The organism is Bacillus sp. Marseille-Q1617 (assembly GCF_903645295.1).
Taxonomy (GTDB): domain Bacteria; phylum Bacillota; class Bacilli; order Bacillales; family Bacillaceae_B; genus Rossellomorea.
In genome coordinates this window covers 310,986-329,195 of sequence record NZ_CAHJXM010000003.1, presented here as the reverse complement: position 1 = coordinate 329,195, position 18,210 = coordinate 310,986, and the positions used below count along the sequence as shown (strand labels likewise).

20 protein-coding genes, 1 tRNA gene and 1 riboswitch are annotated in these 18,210 nt (G+C 43.7%); of the genes, 5 read left to right on the top strand and 16 right to left on the bottom strand.

Features of this window, described 5'->3' with window-relative positions; genetic code table 11:
* Positions 1 to 318: 318 nt before the first annotated feature.
* Both HWX64_RS18895 and HWX64_RS18890 read right to left on the bottom strand, forming a co-directional pair.
* On the bottom strand, positions 319 to 2,883 hold the full coding sequence (locus HWX64_RS18895) for a vitamin B12-dependent ribonucleotide reductase (protein ID WP_175991068.1): 2,565 nt from the start codon (positions 2,881 to 2,883) through the stop codon (positions 319 to 321).
* A gap of 348 nt (positions 2,884 to 3,231) precedes the next feature.
* The gene (locus HWX64_RS18890) at positions 3,232 to 4,068 is read right to left on the bottom strand and encodes a biotin/lipoate A/B protein ligase family protein (RefSeq protein ID WP_175991067.1); all 837 of its coding nucleotides are present in this window, start codon (positions 4,066 to 4,068) and stop codon (positions 3,232 to 3,234) included.
* Between the two features lie 199 nt (positions 4,069 to 4,267).
* Here HWX64_RS18890 and HWX64_RS18885 point away from each other — a divergent pair, with 199 nt between their 5' ends.
* Positions 4,268 to 4,651, top strand: a complete 384-nt coding sequence (locus HWX64_RS18885; protein WP_175991066.1) for a rhodanese-like domain-containing protein — start codon at positions 4,268 to 4,270, stop codon at positions 4,649 to 4,651.
* 241 nt (positions 4,652 to 4,892) lie between these two features.
* Here the strand turns inward: HWX64_RS18885 and gcvPB are convergent, their stop codons facing one another.
* The 4 genes from gcvPB to HWX64_RS18865 are packed head-to-tail and all read right to left on the bottom strand — an operon-like array spanning position 4,893 to position 9,029.
* Positions 4,893 to 6,365, bottom strand: a complete 1,473-nt coding sequence (gcvPB, locus tag HWX64_RS18880; RefSeq protein WP_175991065.1) for an aminomethyl-transferring glycine dehydrogenase subunit GcvPB — start codon at positions 6,363 to 6,365, stop codon at positions 4,893 to 4,895.
* Positions 6,358 to 7,704 (bottom strand): aminomethyl-transferring glycine dehydrogenase subunit GcvPA, encoded by a 1,347-nt coding sequence (gene gcvPA, locus HWX64_RS18875; protein ID WP_175991064.1) that lies wholly within the window; start codon positions 7,702 to 7,704, stop codon positions 6,358 to 6,360. Before gcvPA ends, gcvPB begins: the two co-directional genes overlap by 8 nt.
* Before the next feature lie 18 nt (positions 7,705 to 7,722).
* The gene (gcvT, locus tag HWX64_RS18870) at positions 7,723 to 8,826 is read right to left on the bottom strand and encodes a glycine cleavage system aminomethyltransferase GcvT (RefSeq protein ID WP_175991063.1); all 1,104 of its coding nucleotides are present in this window, start codon (positions 8,824 to 8,826) and stop codon (positions 7,723 to 7,725) included.
* Positions 8,826 to 9,029 (bottom strand): hypothetical protein, encoded by a 204-nt coding sequence (locus tag HWX64_RS18865; RefSeq protein WP_175991062.1) that lies wholly within the window; start codon positions 9,027 to 9,029, stop codon positions 8,826 to 8,828. Before HWX64_RS18865 ends, gcvT begins: the two co-directional genes overlap by 1 nt.
* 22 nt (positions 9,030 to 9,051) lie before the next feature.
* Positions 9,052 to 9,143, bottom strand: a riboswitch (glycine riboswitch).
* A gap of 177 nt (positions 9,144 to 9,320) precedes the next feature.
* Here HWX64_RS18865 and HWX64_RS18860 point away from each other — a divergent pair.
* Both HWX64_RS18860 and HWX64_RS18855 read left to right on the top strand, forming a co-directional pair.
* A complete protein-coding gene (locus HWX64_RS18860; protein ID WP_175991061.1) occupies positions 9,321 to 11,021 on the top strand; it encodes a DEAD/DEAH box helicase in 1,701 nt (566 codons plus the stop codon).
* Positions 10,990 to 11,781, top strand: coding sequence for a YqhG family protein (locus HWX64_RS18855; protein WP_175991060.1), 792 nt, complete (start codon positions 10,990 to 10,992; stop codon positions 11,779 to 11,781). The genes HWX64_RS18860 and HWX64_RS18855 overlap by 32 nt, the downstream gene beginning before the upstream one ends.
* Positions 11,782 to 11,824: 43 nt before the next feature.
* On the opposite strand, the gene HWX64_RS18850 is transcribed toward HWX64_RS18855, so the two are convergent.
* The 9 genes from HWX64_RS18850 to comGA all read right to left on the bottom strand — a co-directional run bounded on the left by HWX64_RS18850 (position 11,825) and on the right by comGA (position 16,471).
* Complete coding sequence (locus tag HWX64_RS18850) at positions 11,825 to 12,007, bottom strand: YqzE family protein (protein ID WP_175991059.1); 183 nt, start codon at positions 12,005 to 12,007, stop codon at positions 11,825 to 11,827.
* Between the two features lie 47 nt (positions 12,008 to 12,054).
* Positions 12,055 to 12,555 (bottom strand): shikimate kinase, encoded by a 501-nt coding sequence (locus tag HWX64_RS18845; RefSeq protein WP_175991058.1) that lies wholly within the window; start codon positions 12,553 to 12,555, stop codon positions 12,055 to 12,057.
* 5 nt (positions 12,556 to 12,560) lie between these two features.
* Positions 12,561 to 12,893, bottom strand: coding sequence for a hypothetical protein (locus tag HWX64_RS18840; RefSeq protein WP_175991057.1), 333 nt, complete (start codon positions 12,891 to 12,893; stop codon positions 12,561 to 12,563).
* A 13-nt stretch (positions 12,894 to 12,906) separates the two neighbouring features.
* Positions 12,907 to 13,362, bottom strand: coding sequence for a competence type IV pilus minor pilin ComGF (comGF, locus tag HWX64_RS18835; RefSeq protein WP_175991056.1), 456 nt, complete (start codon positions 13,360 to 13,362; stop codon positions 12,907 to 12,909).
* The gene (locus HWX64_RS18830; protein ID WP_175991055.1) at positions 13,340 to 13,513 is read right to left on the bottom strand and encodes a hypothetical protein; all 174 of its coding nucleotides are present in this window, start codon (positions 13,511 to 13,513) and stop codon (positions 13,340 to 13,342) included. Before HWX64_RS18830 ends, comGF begins: the two co-directional genes overlap by 23 nt.
* A gap of 124 nt (positions 13,514 to 13,637) precedes the next feature.
* Positions 13,638 to 14,093 carry a competence type IV pilus minor pilin ComGD gene (gene comGD / locus HWX64_RS18825; RefSeq protein ID WP_175991054.1) on the bottom strand — a complete coding sequence of 152 codons (456 nt, stop codon included), beginning with the start codon at positions 14,091 to 14,093 and terminating at the stop codon, positions 13,638 to 13,640.
* Positions 14,080 to 14,397 (bottom strand): competence type IV pilus major pilin ComGC, encoded by a 318-nt coding sequence (gene comGC / locus HWX64_RS18820; protein ID WP_175991053.1) that lies wholly within the window; start codon positions 14,395 to 14,397, stop codon positions 14,080 to 14,082. Before comGC ends, comGD begins: the two co-directional genes overlap by 14 nt.
* Before the next feature lie 27 nt (positions 14,398 to 14,424).
* The gene (gene comGB / locus HWX64_RS18815) at positions 14,425 to 15,480 is read right to left on the bottom strand and encodes a competence type IV pilus assembly protein ComGB (protein WP_175991052.1); all 1,056 of its coding nucleotides are present in this window, start codon (positions 15,478 to 15,480) and stop codon (positions 14,425 to 14,427) included.
* Positions 15,434 to 16,471 (bottom strand): competence type IV pilus ATPase ComGA, encoded by a 1,038-nt coding sequence (comGA, locus tag HWX64_RS18810; RefSeq protein WP_175991596.1) that lies wholly within the window; start codon positions 16,469 to 16,471, stop codon positions 15,434 to 15,436. The genes comGB and comGA overlap by 47 nt, the downstream gene beginning before the upstream one ends.
* A 246-nt stretch (positions 16,472 to 16,717) precedes the next feature.
* Between comGA and HWX64_RS18805 the strand changes: the two genes are divergently transcribed.
* Positions 16,718 to 16,789: transfer RNA gene (locus HWX64_RS18805), tRNA-Gln, on the top strand.
* Positions 16,790 to 17,141: 352 nt separating this feature from the next.
* On the opposite strand, the gene HWX64_RS18800 is transcribed toward HWX64_RS18805, so the two are convergent.
* Entirely contained in the window at positions 17,142 to 17,522 is a 381-nt protein-coding gene (locus tag HWX64_RS18800; RefSeq protein WP_303049498.1) for a Spx/MgsR family RNA polymerase-binding regulatory protein, read from the bottom strand.
* 425 nt (positions 17,523 to 17,947) lie between these two features.
* Between HWX64_RS18800 and HWX64_RS18795 the strand changes: the two genes are divergently transcribed.
* Positions 17,948 to 18,193, top strand: a complete 246-nt coding sequence (locus tag HWX64_RS18795) for a DUF2626 domain-containing protein (protein WP_032087678.1) — start codon at positions 17,948 to 17,950, stop codon at positions 18,191 to 18,193.
* The last annotated feature ends 17 nt before the right edge of the window (positions 18,194 to 18,210 follow it).

The following is an 18,210-nucleotide window of genomic DNA, read 5'->3' as shown; positions in this document are numbered from 1 at the left end:
AGAAGGGCTTTGGTAGAGGCGTGTGGCATAAGACGAATCGGCCATGAAGGCGCTCTTTGCCTTCTTGGTCGATTTGGCTTATGACATGTGCCTCTAAGCCCTGCAGCTGGACACTAGAAAAGCGGAGGCGGCTCGTTCAGGCCCGACAAGCATAAGATGGATTGGCCGTGAAGGCGCTTTTTGCCTTCTTGGCCAATTTAGCTTATGACCTCGAGGGCCTAGCCGCTGCAGCTGGACACTAGAAAAGCAGAAGGGCCCGCCGGAATCCACGCACAAAAAAAGAAGAGGAACATAGTCCCCTTCTTTTTCAAAATAAGCTTATAATCCGCATTTAAGCTGTGCACCACAGTTGGTACATGTATTGCATCCGCCCATGTCTTTTACGGTACCTTTACGGCAGACAGGGCATGTATTCCCCACTTCAGATCCTATCGTTACATCTGTTGAACGTACGTCCTGGATGGTATCCAGCAGCACGATTGGTTTGTTTTCTGTTTTTACTTCTTCTTGAACGTCATCTTCGTCAAAGCTGTTTTCTTCTGCCTTCAGCGTTAACACCTGTGAATCACGGCTTCCATCGACATAAACGGTACCGCCTTTCGCTCCACCTTTGTACAGGCGTTCATACACTTTTTGTACTTCTTCTACAGTATATCCTCTTGGTGCATTAACTGTTTTGGAAATGGAGCTGTCGATCCAGTTCTGGATGACGCACTGTACATCGGCATGTGCTTCCGGAGCAAGGTTCATTGATGAAATGAACCATTCAGGCAGGTCGTTTGCATCAGCATCAGGATTGCGCTTCAGATAATCTTCCACGATATCCGCTTTTACTTCAATGAACTTGCCAAGTCGTCCGCTTCTGTAGTAGGTGAACGAGAAGTAAGGTTCAAGCCCGGTTGATACCCCCACCATCGTTCCCGTAGATCCAGTAGGCGCTACCGTCAGTAAGTGAGAGTTTCGGATACCGTGAGACAGGATGTCTTCCCTTACATCCTCAGGCATCTTTTTCATGAAGCCAGTATTGGTGAAGGCTTTCCTCAGTCTCTCGGTCTCCTCTTCCGTTTCACCTGTCAGGAATGGAAAACTTCCTTTTTCCTTCGAAAGTTCAACGGAAGCGCGGTAAGCAGTTGTAGCGATGACTTCGAACACCTCATCCACAAGCTTGTTACCTTCTTCGGACCCGTATTCCTTTTCACAATAGATAAGAAGGTCCGCAAGACCCATGACACCCAAACCGACACGGCGTTCACCGAGCGCCTGCTTCTTGTTTTCTTCCAGGAAGTACGGCGTTGCATCGATGACGTTATCCTGCATGCGCACACCGACTTCAACGGTTTTTTTCAATTTTTCAAAATCGACGGTCTTCGTTTCTTTGTCTGCGAATCGAGCCAGGTTAACGGCTGCCAAGTTGCAGACGGAAAATGGTGCAAGGGGTTGTTCTCCACATGGGTTTGTTGCGACAACCTTCTGACCGTATGCTTTCGCATTGGTCATATCATTCGCATTATCAATAAAGAAGATTCCCGGTTCTGCAGAGTATGTTGCACAAACATTGACAAGGTTCCAAAGTTCTTTCGCCTTGATTTTCTTGTATGTCCTTACCTTGTAGCCGAGCTTTTCCCATTCGCGGACATCACCGATTTCGTGCCAATTTTCGTTGTAATACTTCATTTGGTCGGCATCATAGCTCTCTACATCAGGGAATCGCAGTTCATATTCTTCATCTTTTTCGACAGCATCCATGAAATCACTTGTCAGGCAGACGGAGATGTTTGCGCCTGTCAGGAATTCCGGGTTGTGTACACTGTATGTACCGCCCGTCCGCAGCTTTTCCTCGGCATTCTTGATGATCTTCTCGTTGAAACCGCCGTAGCCCGGAATCTGTTTATAGTTGATGATTCCCTGATACATCGCTTCTTCATGTTCTGTCAGGGGAGTGAACTTCAATTTATCTTCTGCTGCTTTTTTGATATTTTCATCTTCAGTATTTTCTAATAGATAACGCAGAATCCGTGGATTTTGCATTTTAGAGATGATGAATTCGATGATGTCAGGGTGCCAATCCGATAACATGATCATTTGGGCCCCGCGTCTTGATCCGCCCTGCTCGACCAAATGAGTCAGTTTCGCGATATCATCCAGCCAGGATACAGATCCCGAGGATTTACCATTGACTCCTTTTGCCAGCGTGTTGCGCGGTCTTAGAGTCGATCCATTCGTTCCGACACCGCCGCCGCGGCTCATGATCTCCATTACCTGCTTGCGGTGCTCTGAAATCCCTTCTCGCGAATCCTGAACAAACGGCATCACATAACAGTTGAAATAGGTTACGTCCGTCCCCGCACCCGCTCCGTACAAAACGCGTCCTGCAGGTACGAAATGCAAATTGACGAGCTCATGATAAAACTTTTCAAACCATTCTTGTTTCTTTTCAGGAGTTTTTTCTACTTCTGCCAAGCCTGTTGCGTTTCGCTTTGCAATTTGTTCATAGTAGACTTCCAATGGTTTTTCAATGACATCCAGTGTACGTGTCACTACGCCCGTTTCGATTTCATGCGTTTTATCGATCGCACTTCTGTATTCCTCTTCAATCCAGACATCCGCTTTTTTGTTTTCCCAATCGATGGCTGTAATGAAGCCCAGCCCCCTGGCAGGGAATTTTGGATCTTCCTTGATTGTCAATACGACAAAGTCGCCTGCTGATAGGGTGATCTTCTCAGTGTCTTTGAAAGAATAGCGGTCGATCATAACCAGTCGGGATACACCTTTATGTGTGGTATTCATTTCCGGGGTGACAGGATGCACTTGGGGGAACAATCCGATATCCTGATTCAATCTTTCTTTGTTCAATTTCATCGTTTTCTTCGACGCAACAGTCATATAGACAGCTCCTTCTACCTTGAATATTTCATTTATCATTTATTAGCTTGTTTAACTTTAACAATTAATACGTTATCACAGGCTCATTCCAAAATCAATAAATAAACACAATATATGGTGTGTAATATATTTTTCGACACACCATATATTGTGTTGAGGTCAGATTTTTATATATTTGTCAAACTCCTAATAAGCAGAAAATAATAGAAATCCGGAGAATCTCATAGATAATATTCCTATTTCAAACGGAAATCTATTAATTTGAGAGTTGCTAAACTTTCACCTTCAAAAATAGTTGGTAAAATAGGAAAAAAGCGACAAGCATCGCTTTCCTCCAAACAAAATTTTTTAACGTTTAAAATTCCATGCATCGGATTCATATCGAGTTTTGGCCAGGGTTTCTACATATTGTGTTTCTTCCTCTGAGAGGACATATGGCTCGAGATGAATATTCAACCCATCTTCAAAACCTTTCTTGAATGCCTCTTTAGCCATGTCCATCGTGATTCTCTCGGAAGAAATCTCATTCATGGCCACAGCTTTGCTCTTGAAAGCTTTTTGCATACGCTCCTTTACCCGCTCGGAAGGATACTTAAACAGACTGAAGAGCTTATCTTCATCCAGATCCAAAAGGATGGATCCATGCTGAAGGATGACCCCTTTTTGCCGAGTCTGTGCACTGCCCGCAACCTTCCTGCCTTCCACTACAAGTTCATACCAGCTCGGTGCATCAAAGCAGACGGCGGACCGTGGATTTTTCAGTCCTTCCCTCTCTTCGGCTGTTTTCGGGACAGCAAAGTATGCTTCGAGTCCTAGACCCTGGAATCCCTTTAGAATTCCTTCAGATATGACTCTATATGCTTCCGTGACGGTTTTAGGCATTTCAGGGTGATCTTCAGACACAATGACGCTGTAAGTGAGCTCCTCATCGTGAAGGACACCCCTTCCTCCGGTCGGGCGCCTTACAAAGCCCAGTCCATGTTCATTCACGGCATCCATGTTGATTTCTTTTTCAACTTTCTGGAAATATCCTACAGAAAGTGTCGCCGGGTCCCAACCATAAAAACGAATCGTAGGAGGAATCTTTCCTTCACTGTGCCAATCAAGAAGCGCCTCATCAAGCGCCATGTTATAAGAAGGGGAACAATTGCCTGAGTCGATGAATCTCCATGTTTCTTTTGACATATGACATACCTCTTTTATTATCAGCTTCTAAAAAACACTATGTATTCAATCCGTTACTAGTCTACCAAATCCTCTACCAAAAACAAAGAAAAACAGATTGGAAAGTCTTTGCTTTAAATAGTAAATTTCTTTTGATTCTAAGGGAAATCATGAATATAATAGGAGATAGTGCATTTGCAGAAAGGAGCATGAAAGCAAGATGGATGGTTTATTTATTCTATTAGTTGTACTTGGAGGAATTATCGCATATTCCCTTTTTACGTACTTCAATCAAAAAAGAGTGGTCAACACATTGACAGAGGAAGAGTTTAAAGCCGGTTACCGGAAAGCTCAGTTGATCGATGTGCGCGAATCCAATGAGTTTGACAATGGTCATATCCTAGGGGCCCGCAATATCCCTCTTTCCCAAATGAAAATGAGGCAGAAAGAAATCCGCAACGATCAGCCTGTATACTTATACTGCCAAAGCGGCATGAGAAGTGCACGTGCAGCACAGATGCTTCGTCGCAAAGGCTACCGTGATCTTCACCAGCTGCAGGGCGGATTCAAAAAGTGGACAGGTAAAATCAAGCATAAAAAATAAGAAAAGCGGCGGCGGCTCGTTTAGAGACGACAAGCATAAAACGGAAACCCCGGAAAGGCGTTCTTTGCCTTTTTGGGGTTTTTGGCTTATGACCCCGGGTCTCTACCCGCTGTAGCTGCAACCAGTTCTCAAAGAACAGGTAGACTTTTTTATTAATGCAAAAAGGATTGCCGGGACGGCAATCCTTTTTTTGTTTCATACGTTACTGCGCTAAACGCCCGTCCCTCGGTGCATTAAAGGGTTACTGCGCCGGTTCTGGAGTGTATCGCAGGATCGGTTTTCTTGCTGCAAGGGTTTCGTCCATTCGTTTGACCACAGTTGTATGAGGTGCCTCTTGGACGATTTCAGGTGTTTCTTCTGCCTCTTTTGCGATTTGAATCATGGCATCGATGAATGAATCGAGTGTTTCTTTGGATTCTGTTTCAGTCGGTTCGATCATCATGCATTCCTCTACATTCAACGGGAAGTAGATCGTTGGCGGATGATAACCGAAGTCAAGCAGTCGTTTCGCAATATCGAGAGTGCGGACGCCAAGCTTTTTCTGGCGCTTACCGCTGATGACGAATTCATGTTTGCAGTGACGGTCATATGGAAGATCAAAATGAGGCGCCAATCTTCTCATCATATAGTTTGCATTAAGGACGGCATTTTCTGTTACCGCCTTTAAACCGTCAGGTCCCATCGTGCGGATATACGTATAGGCACGGACATTGATGCCAAAGTTTCCGTAATAAGGTTTGACACGGCCGATTGAATCCGGTCGATTGTAATCAAATTCAAACTGATCGCCGTTTTTCACAAGAACCGGTTTAGGCAGATAACGGATCAGGTCTTCTTTCACTCCGACCGGCCCGCTTCCCGGTCCTCCTCCGCCGTGTGGTCCCGTAAAGGTCTTATGAAGATTCAGATGAACCACGTCAAAGCCCATATCTCCAGGTCTTGCCTTCGATAATACCGCATTCAAGTTCGCTCCGTCGTAATAAAGCTTGCCGCCTGCTTCATGGATGATGGAAGCCATCTCCAGGATATTTTCTTCGAATAGTCCCAATGTATTCGGATTTGTAAGCATAAGGGCTGCCGTATCTTCACCAACCACACGTTTTAAATCTTCCAGATCCACCAGGCCATTTTCATCCGATTTAACCGTAACCGTTTCAAATCCTGCAACAGTTGCACTTGCCGGGTTTGTTCCATGAGCTGAATCAGGCACGATGACTTTTGTTCGTTTCGTGTCGCCGTTTGCTTCATGATAAGCACGAATCATCATCAGACCGGTCCATTCGCCGTGAGCCCCTGCAGCCGGCTGAAGTGTCACTTCATCCATACCCGTGATCTCTTTCAGGTGTTCCTGGAGATCGTACATCAACTCTAGAGCCCCTTGGACACTTTCAGGTTCCTGCAGCGGATTGATATGAGCGAAGCCATTTAATCGCGCAACATTTTCATTCACCTTAGGATTGTACTTCATCGTACAGGATCCAAGTGGGTAGAACCCGGAATCAACACCGTGGTTGCGCTTGGATAATGCTGTATAATGACGCATGATATCCAGTTCTGAAACTTCAGGTAAATGCGGCTCCTCAGTACGGATATAGTCGGAAGGAATCAATTCGGAAACATCGACTTCCGGTACATCGAGTTCAGGCAGGCTGTAGCCGACCCGTCCTTCTTTCGATAATTCAAAGATAAGAGGCTGATCTTGTTTGTTATTCATGAAAATCCCCCAATTCTTGTGCAAATGCATCTATTTCTTCTTTGCTGCGAAGTTCTGTAACGGCAACCAACATGTGATTTTTCAGACTATCATCGACAAGCCCCAGGTCATACCCGCCGATTATTTCTTTCCCTAACAGCTTTTTGTTTATTTCTTTTACTGGAGCATTCACTTTCACGATGAATTCATTAAAAGAAGGACCCTCAAATGCAATCTCAAATCCTTTTTCCTTGAGTGCTTTTTTCGCGTAGTGAGCTTTTTGGATGTTTTGAAGCGCCATCTCTTTCACGCCTTGCTTACCGAGGGCAGTCATGGCAACTGAAGCAGCAAGGGCATTCAATGCCTGATTCGAACAGATATTGGAAGTCGCTTTATCACGGCGGATATGCTGTTCACGTGCCTGAAGGGTTAAAACAAATCCTCTCCGCCCTTCTTCATCGACCGTTTGACCAACCAGACGCCCAGGTACTTTACGCATCAGTTTCTTACTTACTGCAAAATAACCGCAGTGCGGGCCTCCGAAAGCGCTTGGAATCCCAAACGGCTGTGCATCACCGACTACAATATCAGCTCCAAGTTTCCCCGGAGGTGTCAGGGCACCTAACGCAAGAGGGTTGGATGAGACCACAAACATGGCTTTCTCACTGTGTGCCACCTCTTCAATCGCTTTCAACTCTTCCACTCTGCCAAAGAAATTAGGATACTGCACGATGACAGCTGCAATTTCATTGCTCATTAATTTCTTCAGTTCTTCAACATCTGTCACTCCATTGTTATGGGGGATTTCCACAACATCGATGTATTGCCCATTCGCGTATGTTCTCAATACATCACGCGATTCGGGGTGAACCGTACTTGAAACCAGGACTTTCTTGCGGCGCGTCTGTCCTGCGCTTAACATGGCCGCTTCAGCTAGTGCCGTCCCGCCATCGTACATGGAGGAGTTCGCTACGTCCATTCCGGTCAGTTCGCAGATCATCGTCTGAAATTCAAAGATCGCTTGCAGTTCACCTTGTGATATTTCCGGCTGATACGGGGTATAAGCTGTATAAAATTCAGAGCGCGATAAAACATGATCTACGATGATCGGGGCATAATGATCGTATACACCCGCTCCCAGGAAGGATGTATGACTTTTCAAATCTGCATTTTTCGCAGCCAATGCAGTCAGCTCTTTTACAAGGCCGGTTTCTGACTTCGCCGGCTTAATATTGTACTCACCTTTGAAACGGACCTTTTCAGGGATATCTTCAAATAAATCGTCGATGCTGTTTACTCCTATGCTGTCTAACATTTCCCGTTGATCTTGCTCTGTCATCGGTAAATAACGATGCTTCATGACCGTCATTCCTCCCTATTATTTTGTTCTCTTATAAAATGGTGTCGGAACTACTTTTGCGTTTAATTTCTTCCCTCTGATTTCGACCTGAACTTCGGTATCCACTGAAGTAAATTCTTTTTTTAATAGAGCAAGGCCGATATTCTTCTTCAAAGTAGGAGACTGGGTCCCGGTGGTGACTTCGCCGATTTCTTCTTCCCCCGAAAATACTTTATATCCATGGCGAGGGATTCCCCGGTCGATCATTTCAATGCCGGCAATCTTTCGTGAAGCACCTTCTTCTTTCTGTTTCTTGAGCACTTCTTGCCCGATAAATGGTATTTCCTTATTCACTTTAACAGCGAATCCGATTCCGGCCTCGATAGGAGAAATATGTTTAGAGAGCTCCTGGCCGTATAAAGCAAGGTTGGCTTCAAAGCGAAGTGTATCCCTGGCGCCAAGTCCACATGGAAGCACCCCGTCATTTCCGCCTTCAATAAGGATATCTTTCCATATGTCCACTGCATCCTTTGCATCACAATAAATTTCAAACCCGTCTTCTCCTGTATATCCTGTGCGGGACACAAGGGCATGACGGCCGTTTATATTCACCTCGGTCTGAAATTTAAAGAAACCGATGTCACGTAAAGAATGTTCGTCTGTCAATCTTTGTAAAACACTTTCAGCAAGCGGACCCTGCAAAGCCAGCTGAGCCATATGCTCGGAGATATTATTGATCTCCACCCCGTCCGTCTCATGCTGTTTCAGCCATTCGTAATCTTTATCGATGTTCGCTGCATTGACCACCAATAAATAGTCATTATCTTTTATTTTATAAACCAGGAGATCGTCCACTGTGCCCCCGTCGTCATAGCACATTGCAGTATATTGAGCACCGCCGTCTTTGATCTTGGACACATCATTGGTCATCATTTTTTGTAAGTATTCGAGAGCCCCTTCACCCTTGACTTCGATTTCTCCCATATGGGATACATCAAAAAGCCCTGCCCGTGTTCTGACAGCTTCATGTTCTTCTTTAATACTTGAAAATTGAACCGGTAGAGCCCATCCTCCGAAGTCGATCGTTTTCCCCCCATACTCTTTATACACTTCATATAGAGGTGTTTGCTTTAAATCTGCCATTAGACTTCCCCCTTATTTTCATCAAGACTTTCTCCTGCCCGCTTCCTGTCTCCAAATATCTGCGCCTCATTTGCTAAGTTCATAGCACTCAGTTTCCGCGCATGAAAAAAGGACAGAAAAACCCCTTTTTCCAAAAGAAGTTTCTCTGTCCTTTCACCTGAAAGTTTACCGGTAAAACGGCTTTCCCCTTTGGTGGTTTCCATATGGAAACACTCTCCAGAGCTGCGTCCGCCAAGAGTCTTTTTGCCTGAGAGATTCACACTTAAGATGTTTGCTCCTTCGGCGCTGTAAGTTACAGTCTCTCCCCTTGCCATCATTCGCCAATATTCCTTGCAACATTTGGTCATACTAGAAGTATATACAGTAGAAATGTTATTGATGTGAATGTTCGGATTATTGTAGTTTTCAAAACATTAGGTAATCTACTCTCATCCTACCATTAAACATGAGTTCCCGGCAATCATTTTTCTATTAAATAAGGAGATGTTTTTCATATGAATGTTGATGTTCTATTTAATGAGGAGTGGGGCGAAGGTCTGGACACTTTAATAAGTAATGATGGTCCTTGGGGGAATTGGGAGCTGTACAAGCTCGCAGTGGAATGCGAGCAGCATCTCGCAATCCCGAACTTTGAAGGGCTTCAGGCACCAAAACATTTGGCAAATGTGACTCCTCTCCCCCATCAGCTAGAAGCTGCACGGCAGGTAGTGGAAACAATGAATGGAAAAGCCATCCTTGCTGATGAGGTGGGCCTCGGGAAGACCATAGAAGCCGGTTTGATATTGAAAGAATATATGATACGCGGGCTTGTGAAAAAAGTGTTGATACTGGTACCCGCTTCACTCGTCTCACAGTGGTCTTATGAACTGAACAGCAAATTCTTCATCCCTGCCGTCGCGCAGCGCAAGAGCTATGTCTGGGATCAATGTGATATCGTCGTTTCTTCCATGGACACTGCCAAGCGGAGCCCTCACCGGGAAAAAGTATATGAACAGGATTATGATCTCGTCATCATTGATGAAGCTCACAAACTAAAAAATCATAAAACCAAAAACTATGAATTTGTCCAAAATCTGAAGAAAAAGTTTTGTTTATTGCTTACAGCCACTCCCATCCAAAATAAGGTCGAAGAAATTTTTCATCTTGTCTCACTTTTAAAGCCAGGTCATCTTGGTAACGAATCCGGTTTTACCGACCGTTATAAAAAAGGTGACCGGACGGTTCATGATGATGAAAGCTTAAACCACCTCATCAATAAAGTCATGATCCGGAACAGAAGGAGCGATACAGGGATAGAGTGGACAAAGCGTCATGTAAAAACGATACTCATTGACTTCAATGAACAGGAACGGGATCTATACAACAGCATCAATATGTTAAAAGGCAGCTACGATGAGTGGGTCACATCCAGTTCATTTTCTCTTCTCACCCTGCAGCGGGAAGCGTGCAGCAGCAGGGAGTCAGTTTTTTATACACTTAAAAACATGCTTGAGAAAAAGGAAAATCCTTCTGCAGCATTTGAGAATACGATTGGGACGCTCATGAAAAAAGTAGAAAATGTGACGACCAACTCCAAGGCGCAGAAAGCTTTGGAACTGATCCAGAAAATAAATAACAAAGTCATCATTTTCACCGAGTACCGGGCGACCCAGTTGTACTTGCAATGGTTTTTAAAGCAGCATGGCATTTCTTCCGTACCGTTCAGGGGCGGGTTCAAACGGGGTAAAAAAGATTGGATGCGTCAGCTATTTCAAAACCATGCCCAGGTATTGATCGCAACAGAAGCCGGCGGAGAAGGCATCAACCTGCAGTTCTGCCACCATGTCATCAACTTCGATCTCCCATGGAATCCTATGCGCTTGGAGCAGCGGATCGGACGTGTACATCGTCTGGGACAGACCGAGGATGTGCATATCTATAATTTCGCCACGAGAGATACTGTAGAGGAACATATTTTGAAACTGTTATATGAAAAAATCAACCTATTCGAGCGGGTGATCGGGCAGCTGGATGAGATTTTGACACGGCTTGATTTTGCAGATTTTGAAGAGCATGTGGCAGATATCCTTTCCTCATCCAAGACAGAGGGTGAACTCAAAATCAAAATGGAGAACCTCACCAGCATGATTCAATTTGCAGAAGAACTAAAGGAGGAACAAGCTAATGCAGCAGCACGAAATTCATCGATTTCTTGAGCGTTATTTTACAGCAAACGGCTGCGAGCTGGTTGCAAACGGGGACGGCTATATGACGGTGCAACTGACAATCGACTTGGATAAAGAGTTGATGAACCGGCCTTTTTATTGGCACTATCTTGAAAAGACAGGCGGCACCCCGAATCCGATGACACTATCTTTAGTGACGAATGGTGAAAAAGCACCTGAAGACTTTAAAGGGGAGCTCATTCACTTCGGCTCTCCGCGATTACACCAGATATTCCGTTCCACGGGAAATCTGGCAGGCTACATCCGGCTTTATGAAGAGCGAATGAATGCCAATGGACAGCAAGTGCCGCTTCATCCATGGCTGGGATTGAATATAAAGATCTCCCATGTGACAAATTTAAAGAAAGACACCATCCGGAGCATCGGGCTTAATTTAATCAATGGTCATATTCAAGAAGACTTTCACAATTTTTTGTTATCGAAAAAGCTGACGCCGAAAATACCCGATTTTTCTTTTACATTGACACCCATTATCAAACCTAAAAGCGGGATAAACCGCATTCAAAGTTACCTTCTGCACGGACTTGAAAAAGAATCATTCAAATGGGCAGATGAGGCACGGAAAAGATGGGATGAGGATTTGGAACTGCTGAGTCATTTCTATGGGGACCACGAGGAAAAACCTGAATCTTATCATCTTGAAAAGCAGGCATTGAAGGAACAATATGAACCAAAAATATCGATTGATATCATCAATGGCGGTATTTTCTACTTACAGCATTCACATTGATCCCGCCATAAGGAAACCGCCCTGCAATCCACAGCGGCGGTTCCTATTTTTTATTCTTTTTAAACAAAACCATAAATGCATAAGGCACGATCCCAAACCATCTGAATAAGAATGGGGGCCGCTGATTCTTCCTTTGGTGTTTGAGTGATTTTCGTTCATGGGGAGATTTATCATAATGCTGAACAAATGTCTGGGTTATGAATTTCACGTAATCATTTACTGACACAAGGGCACCACCTTCCGCTTCTATCAGTATATCCAGCGCTTCTGAATTTAATCAAAAGTGAGATTACGCCTGAATTCATTTATCGTTTCATCAATTGTTTTGTACGTAGTATCAATTTCAGCCTTACTGACACTCCTATATAGGGGCAAGCGGCGATTGTATAGCTCAAGCAAGCCGTCCATGGAATTTGATTGTACCAGCGGACGCTCGGAGTCTTCCTTCAGCCGTTCCCACAAAACCTCAAAAGAACAGAACAAATGGAACACGGTCTCAGCGGCTGCCAGCATTTCTCTGTTCTCTTTTCTTTCAATAATTCCTCCTCCCGTGGTAACGACCGCTTCTTTTATCATCAGTTCCTTCAATGCCTCTGTTTCAATTGCACGAAAGTGATCTTCCCCTTTCACCCTGAAGATATCTTTGATGACCCGGTCTTCCTTCTCTTCTATGAAGTGGTCCATATCGATGACAGGCAGCTGCTGCAGCTTCCCAAGCTCTTTACCAACCGTGGTCTTTCCGACTCCCATAAAACCTACCAAAAAAATCGCCATCCGTATTACTTCCAATCTGTAATGTGTTTTGTTTCCTTATTATACACAACAGAGACTGGCTTAAAAACCTTATCACTAGATTGATAGGTGATTTCCATTATCATTTCCTCTTCAGTCAGTTGAGTGGTCGTTAATTTGGTTTGTCCATAAGGTCCTATAAGCTGAACGGTTCCCTCCGTTCCTCGTTCAATCCCAAGCAGCACGCCATGCGCAATGCTTACTTTCCTCTCATACACTTTCCCCATGTTGGTTAAATATTGATACTTGCTTAGAAAAAGGCTTGTCGAGGCAGCCCCCGTCATCATCACCAAAATTAAGAGCAGGAGAGAATAAGGCAAGATAATTCCATCTTCACCCAGGAATTTCCGAAGTAGGATTCTTTTGAAAGTAATAAAACTCACTTTCCATGCCCTCCCCTTTTTCAAATTTGATTTCCACCTTTACCCCTTGCGGCACTTGGGAAAAAGCAAGGGTATGAATCGATTGCAGCACGACTTCATGTCCTCTTTCATTCACTTTCCTGCGAATGGAGTTTTGGTATCGTTCATAGGTAATTCTTTCACCTTCTTTATCAAATGAGAGCTGCTCAGGTGATATCATGATATTCCCGCTTCCCCACATCTCATTCCTCAGACTTTCGCTGAACAAATTCCATTCATAATAACGGGGCGGGACGCTCACTGTTTTTATGGTTTGGAATCCTTTCATGATCAGTGGGAAGCTGAGTGAAATAATCGACAATACCAATAGGGACAGGAGTGCATCCAAAAGCGTGAATCCCTTATTATTCTGCAGCACAGACTTCATTAATGACACTCCCCTTTGTATAAGATACACAAGCATCCGTGTTCACATCTTCCCAGCTGAAGGAGTAGCGGATACCTTCAAACGTACGGTTATAAGATTTGAAGTCATTCGTAACAATCGCCTGTTCCATTCCTTCCTGCAGAAACTTCAAGGCTTCCACCCTATGCTGTTTTTCCTCCAGAGTCATCATCATCTTTATGCAAAAAGGAAGGAAAAAAGTCATTATCATCATAAAGCAGCTGAGGGCAATTACATTCTCAGCCATTGAAAATCCATTAGAGTTCCTGTACATAAAATCTCCCTTGCCCGATTTGAAATGATAGCTTAATAGTGGAGCTTTCATAATTGAAATACACTGGACCGAACCGATTCGTATTTCCAGAGGAGTTAAATACGATTTCATTCAACCTGTTCAGTTCAGAAAGCTCAATTCCGGCCGGCAGTTCCCTGGAAACCAGAGTGGTCCCGTAATAATCTTTCGCGATATATTTATTTGCATAGGGATAGAAAACTAAAGTGAGAGAAGATTGCGAGAAAATACTGTGGCTTTGTATCAAGTAGAGATCTGATTGGAGCTGGGAAATGAACAGACTTTTTACAGTCTGCTTTTTTAATGGTTCTGTTGAAAAAGCAGCGAAGTTTATCAGGATGGAGAATACAAGTAAGACAATCATCATTTCTATGAAAGTAAAACCATTTTGAGTGTGGAGGCGTTTTTTAATCTCCCACACTTACTTTTACCACGTTCCCTCCCGCATCGATTGTAAGGGAGCTGCCGTCAGGACATTTTTGATATTCTGGGTTCAAATACTTTTTTGTCACTAATTCAGCCATACTGACCGGTTCCGTGTTTCCATCCATTTTATAAGCTTCCACCTGCCCCTCCACCATGTTCATGAACGCTTCACACCCTTTGGAATTGATCTTGTTACTTTGACTGGTGACATTTGGGATTGTCACAAATAATAGAACCGAAATGACAAGCAGGACAATCATCATTTCGATCATGGTAAATCCTTTTTCATTATTCAGCATTAAGTGTTCCTCCCTTTATGTTTTTCTTTAGATCCCTTGCATCATTTGGAATAACGGCATCATGATTGAAAAATAAATGGCCATGATGAATAACCCGACGAAGGCAAAAATCGTTGGCTGGATGTACCTCAATAATTGATTCCCTTTTTCTTCAAGTTCCGTAAAGCAAATGTCACTGAACAGTTTCAACTCATCGGCGAGCCTCCCGTTCTTTTGACCATGAGCAACCACATATGAAAACTCTTGCTGAAAAAGTGACAAACCCGCAGTGCATTCATACAGCGGTTTTCCTTCTTTCAATCCATTCAGGAGCTTCTTCGAAATGTATTGCATGGAAGGACGGAATGACTGTTTTTCAATGATCGTTAAAGATTCCGTGATGGACACGCCGTTTTTAAGGAGAAAGCTGAGTTCCCTAGCAAAGAAGTGAGTATGATGGTGTTGGATGAAATAAGACAGCAGCGGAATCTTTGTAAGGAAAATGAAATGCTTCACTCGAAAAAGTTTGTGTTGGAAGAAGTACAGGAAGGGGGCAGCGATTGCCAGGATCAGCATGAATCCAAAAAAATAAGTAGGAAAGCTTTCAATAAACCACAACAGATAATTCAAGCTGCTTGTCTGTTCGTATCCAAGTGAACTGTATAAGGCTTGAAAACGGGGAAACAGGATATTGCGAAGGAGCACCATCAAAATAATCGCCACCAGTACCAATAAGACTGGATACTGAATGACCCGGAGTACCTTTTGTTTCTCCTCATTCTTTTTCAGGAGGTAACTGCCTGCTTCGATTAGTGTCTCCCCCATCTGACCATGGTGTTCAGCGAAAAAAATTTGAGCGGAAACCTGTTTCGGCAGTTTTAGCTGCCGGTCAAAGATGGTGGAAAGCGATTCTCCTTTTTGAAGGGAGTGGGTGATCCTCTTCCTTAATTTCTTAGGGCCATTCCTCCCAGGCAAAAGTAAAAAATCAATCGCTTCTGAAAATGTGTAGCCTTTCTCAAGCAGATCACCTATTCGCTTCAGAAATTTCCCCTGTTCATCAGGTTTCCTCATGAATCCATTTCCGGAACTCAGCTTCTGGAACAAATCCCAGTGCCACCCCCTTGTTAATCAATGATCGAAGAGTAGGATACTGATAGTAAGCCTCTTCCCCTCTTGCTTCTTTAATAACTTCTTTTAGAGCGCTCCCCGTCACAATCTCATAAACTGAAGCCCTTTTAACCGCTCCCCTTCCTTTGCACTCACCCTTACAGTCCAAGTCACAGACTGGACAGCGTAGCTTCAGGAGCCGTTGAGCCGACACCGCAATCAATGTCTGTTGGATATCATGCCAGTGAATCCCCAATTCCATCAACCTGTAAACAGCGCTCTTTGCGTCTTTGGTGTGTAATGTTGTCAATACTAAATGCCCCGTCAAACTAGCCCTTATAGCAATTTCCGCCGTTTCCTTATCGCGGATCTCGCCCACCATGATGATATCGGGATCATGCCTCAAAATGGCTTTCAATCCTGTTGAATAGGTGATCCCCGCTTTTTCATTCACTTGGATCTGTACCATATCTTCATGATCTTTTTCGATGGGATCTTCCAATGTGATCACATTGCGGTTGAGGGCGGATGAACAGTGATGGACTAGCGAGTACAAGGTAGTGGTTTTTCCGCTGCCGGTCGGTCCTGTGAAAATGATGAGGCCATGGGAATACATCAGAAGGGCAAGGAGTTTTTTGGCTGAAGAGGGATAAAGCGACATTTGTTCGAGTGATATATGGAGCTTTGTTGGGAGTATCCGTATGACGAGGCTTTCTTTGAGGTGATTGGTTGGCAGGGTCGATATTCTGAGGGAAACGGGTGAGTTCCTGATGGTCATGTTGAAGGAACCGCTTTGAGGTTTCCGTTTTTCTCCGATATCCATTGATGCCATGAACTTTAGATGAGCGATCAGGCGCTCTCCTTGTTCGAGAGGAACCGATTGGAATGGGGACAGCACCCCCGTTTTACGGAACTGGATGTTGTAATCATGGAGTCGGGGAATCAGATGAATATCGGATGCATCATTACTGATTGCATCTTTGAGCATAATTTCTGAAAGAGACTCTACCGATTGATAAATCGTGATTGGCACCACCTTTCATGTTCTATAAATAATATATACGACAAAAATTTACAAAACCCTTTATTTTTTTTGATGTTAAAGCTTAGTTCGTTCAATTTTGATTCAAAAATAGCGGACACTTCTCACTTAAGTTAAAATTTGAAGAAAACTTTTAAAACATTGTATATTTTTTTGCCCGCCTTCTCATACTATCCAATGTAGCAACAACAATGGGCTATAGCCAAGCGGTAAGGCATCGCACTTTGACTGCGACATGCGTTGGTTCGAATCCAGCTAGCCCAGTACGAAAAGCGGAGGCGGCTCGTTCAGGAGCGACAAGCATAAGATGAACTTACCGGAAAGGCGCTCTTTGCCTTTTTGGTAAGTTTAGCTTATGACCTCGAGCTCCTAGCCGCCGGAGCTGGACACAATTAAAAGCGGAAGGGCTTCGCCCAGAGGCGACAAGCATAAGTCGAGCCACCCGGAAAGGCGTTCTTTGCCTTTTTGGGTGGCTTGACTTATGACCTCGAGCCTCTAAGCCCTGGAGCTGGATACAAGAAAAGCGGAGGCGGCTCGTTCAGAGACGACAAGCATAAGAAAAGGCAGGCATCCCATAAGGTGCCTGCCTTTTCGATTCTCCTCATCATTCCTTCAATCAACTGCTCTTCTTCAAACTGGGCTTTTTGCCTGAAAAGCTTTTCAGGCCATCCGGATTAAATCCGACAACCAGCTTTTTTCCGTCAGTTAATAAAGGGCGGCGAAGAAGCTTCGGTTCCTGAACAATTAAGTCAATCACCTGGGATAGCGGGAGGTCATCCACATCTTTCCCTAAATTTTTGAATGTCTGGCTCCGGGTGGCCAGGATTTCATCAAGTCCTTCTGTCGTGAGGGAGAGTAATTGAACCAGTTCCTCATGAGTGGGTGTATCCCTAAAAAGATGACGTTCATCAAATTCGATCGAGTTTGCATTCAGCCATTTTTTTGCTTTTCTACAAGAGGTGCAGCTTGGATAAGTAAAGAACGTTAAGTTTTCCATTATAAATCCTCCTTAATTTGTATATAAGCAAGTTACTTTTTTAATTACACTCATTGTATACTTTTTGTATAACTTTTGTACAGTATTTTCACTCAGGATTTTGTGATTATTTTTTTAAAAACTAAAATAAACGCTGCTCCCTAATACAGGACCTGGTTTTACGGCTTTTTAATGAACCTTTTTAATTGTAAAAAGGCTATACAAAATTGTACAAATAAGCTTATATCAAAAAAACGAGGGTATCATATTATAAAGCTTCGCTGTCTCAACAGGATGCTGCCGTAAGAAATCATGCTATATATTGAAGTTCTTAGAGTAGATATCACGTAATCGTCACAAACTATCATCAAACAGATATTTACTTTTGCAGTATGATTCATTTATAATATTGAATGATGGACTTAGGGTGCAAAGGAGGGTTACATATGGATCGTATGTACAGAGTTCTTGGATTCTGGACTGGAATTTTTGCTGTAATGTTTTATCTTGGCGATATGACAACGACATCATTAATCTTTTTAGGCCAAACAGGATTCTTCATTATGTTAAGCTACTTAAAACTTTCCGAACGTATGTATATTTATATTTTCGGTGCCTATCTAACTGTGTTCTTCGCTGGGTTTACTTACTGGACGACCTTTATGATGACTCCGGGTGCAGGAGGACACTAAAAAAATTCCCTTTAGCA

Bases quoted from the DNA above. Each gene is read 5' to 3' on its own strand.
- comGA (WP_175991596.1), bottom strand. From the start codon at position 16,471: ATGCTCAAAGATGCAATCAGTAATGATGCATCCGATATTCATCTGATT.
- gcvPB (WP_175991065.1), bottom strand. From the start codon at position 6,365: ATGAATAACAAACAAGATCAGCCTCTTATCTTTGAATTATCGAAAGAA.
- HWX64_RS18895 (WP_175991068.1), bottom strand. From the start codon at position 2,883: ATGACTGTTGCGTCGAAGAAAACGATGAAATTGAACAAAGAAAGATTG.
- HWX64_RS18885 (WP_175991066.1), top strand. From the start codon at position 4,268: ATGGATGGTTTATTTATTCTATTAGTTGTACTTGGAGGAATTATCGCA.
- comGF (WP_175991056.1), bottom strand. From the start codon at position 13,362: ATGAAGTCTGTGCTGCAGAATAATAAGGGATTCACGCTTTTGGATGCA.
- HWX64_RS18865 (WP_175991062.1), bottom strand. From the start codon at position 9,029: ATGGAAACCACCAAAGGGGAAAGCCGTTTTACCGGTAAACTTTCAGGT.
- HWX64_RS18860 (WP_175991061.1), top strand. From the start codon at position 9,321: ATGAATGTTGATGTTCTATTTAATGAGGAGTGGGGCGAAGGTCTGGAC.
- HWX64_RS18890 (WP_175991067.1), bottom strand. From the start codon at position 4,068: ATGTCAAAAGAAACATGGAGATTCATCGACTCAGGCAATTGTTCCCCT.
- gcvT (WP_175991063.1), bottom strand. From the start codon at position 8,826: ATGGCAGATTTAAAGCAAACACCTCTATATGAAGTGTATAAAGAGTAT.
- HWX64_RS18845 (WP_175991058.1), bottom strand. From the start codon at position 12,555: ATGGCGATTTTTTTGGTAGGTTTTATGGGAGTCGGAAAGACCACGGTT.
- HWX64_RS18855 (WP_175991060.1), top strand. From the start codon at position 10,990: ATGCAGCAGCACGAAATTCATCGATTTCTTGAGCGTTATTTTACAGCA.
- HWX64_RS18795 (WP_032087678.1), top strand. From the start codon at position 17,948: ATGGATCGTATGTACAGAGTTCTTGGATTCTGGACTGGAATTTTTGCT.
- comGC (WP_175991053.1), bottom strand. From the start codon at position 14,397: ATGCTGAATAATGAAAAAGGATTTACCATGATCGAAATGATGATTGTC.
- gcvPA (WP_175991064.1), bottom strand. From the start codon at position 7,704: ATGAAGCATCGTTATTTACCGATGACAGAGCAAGATCAACGGGAAATG.
- HWX64_RS18800 (WP_303049498.1), bottom strand. From the start codon at position 17,522: ATGGAAAACTTAACGTTCTTTACTTATCCAAGCTGCACCTCTTGTAGA.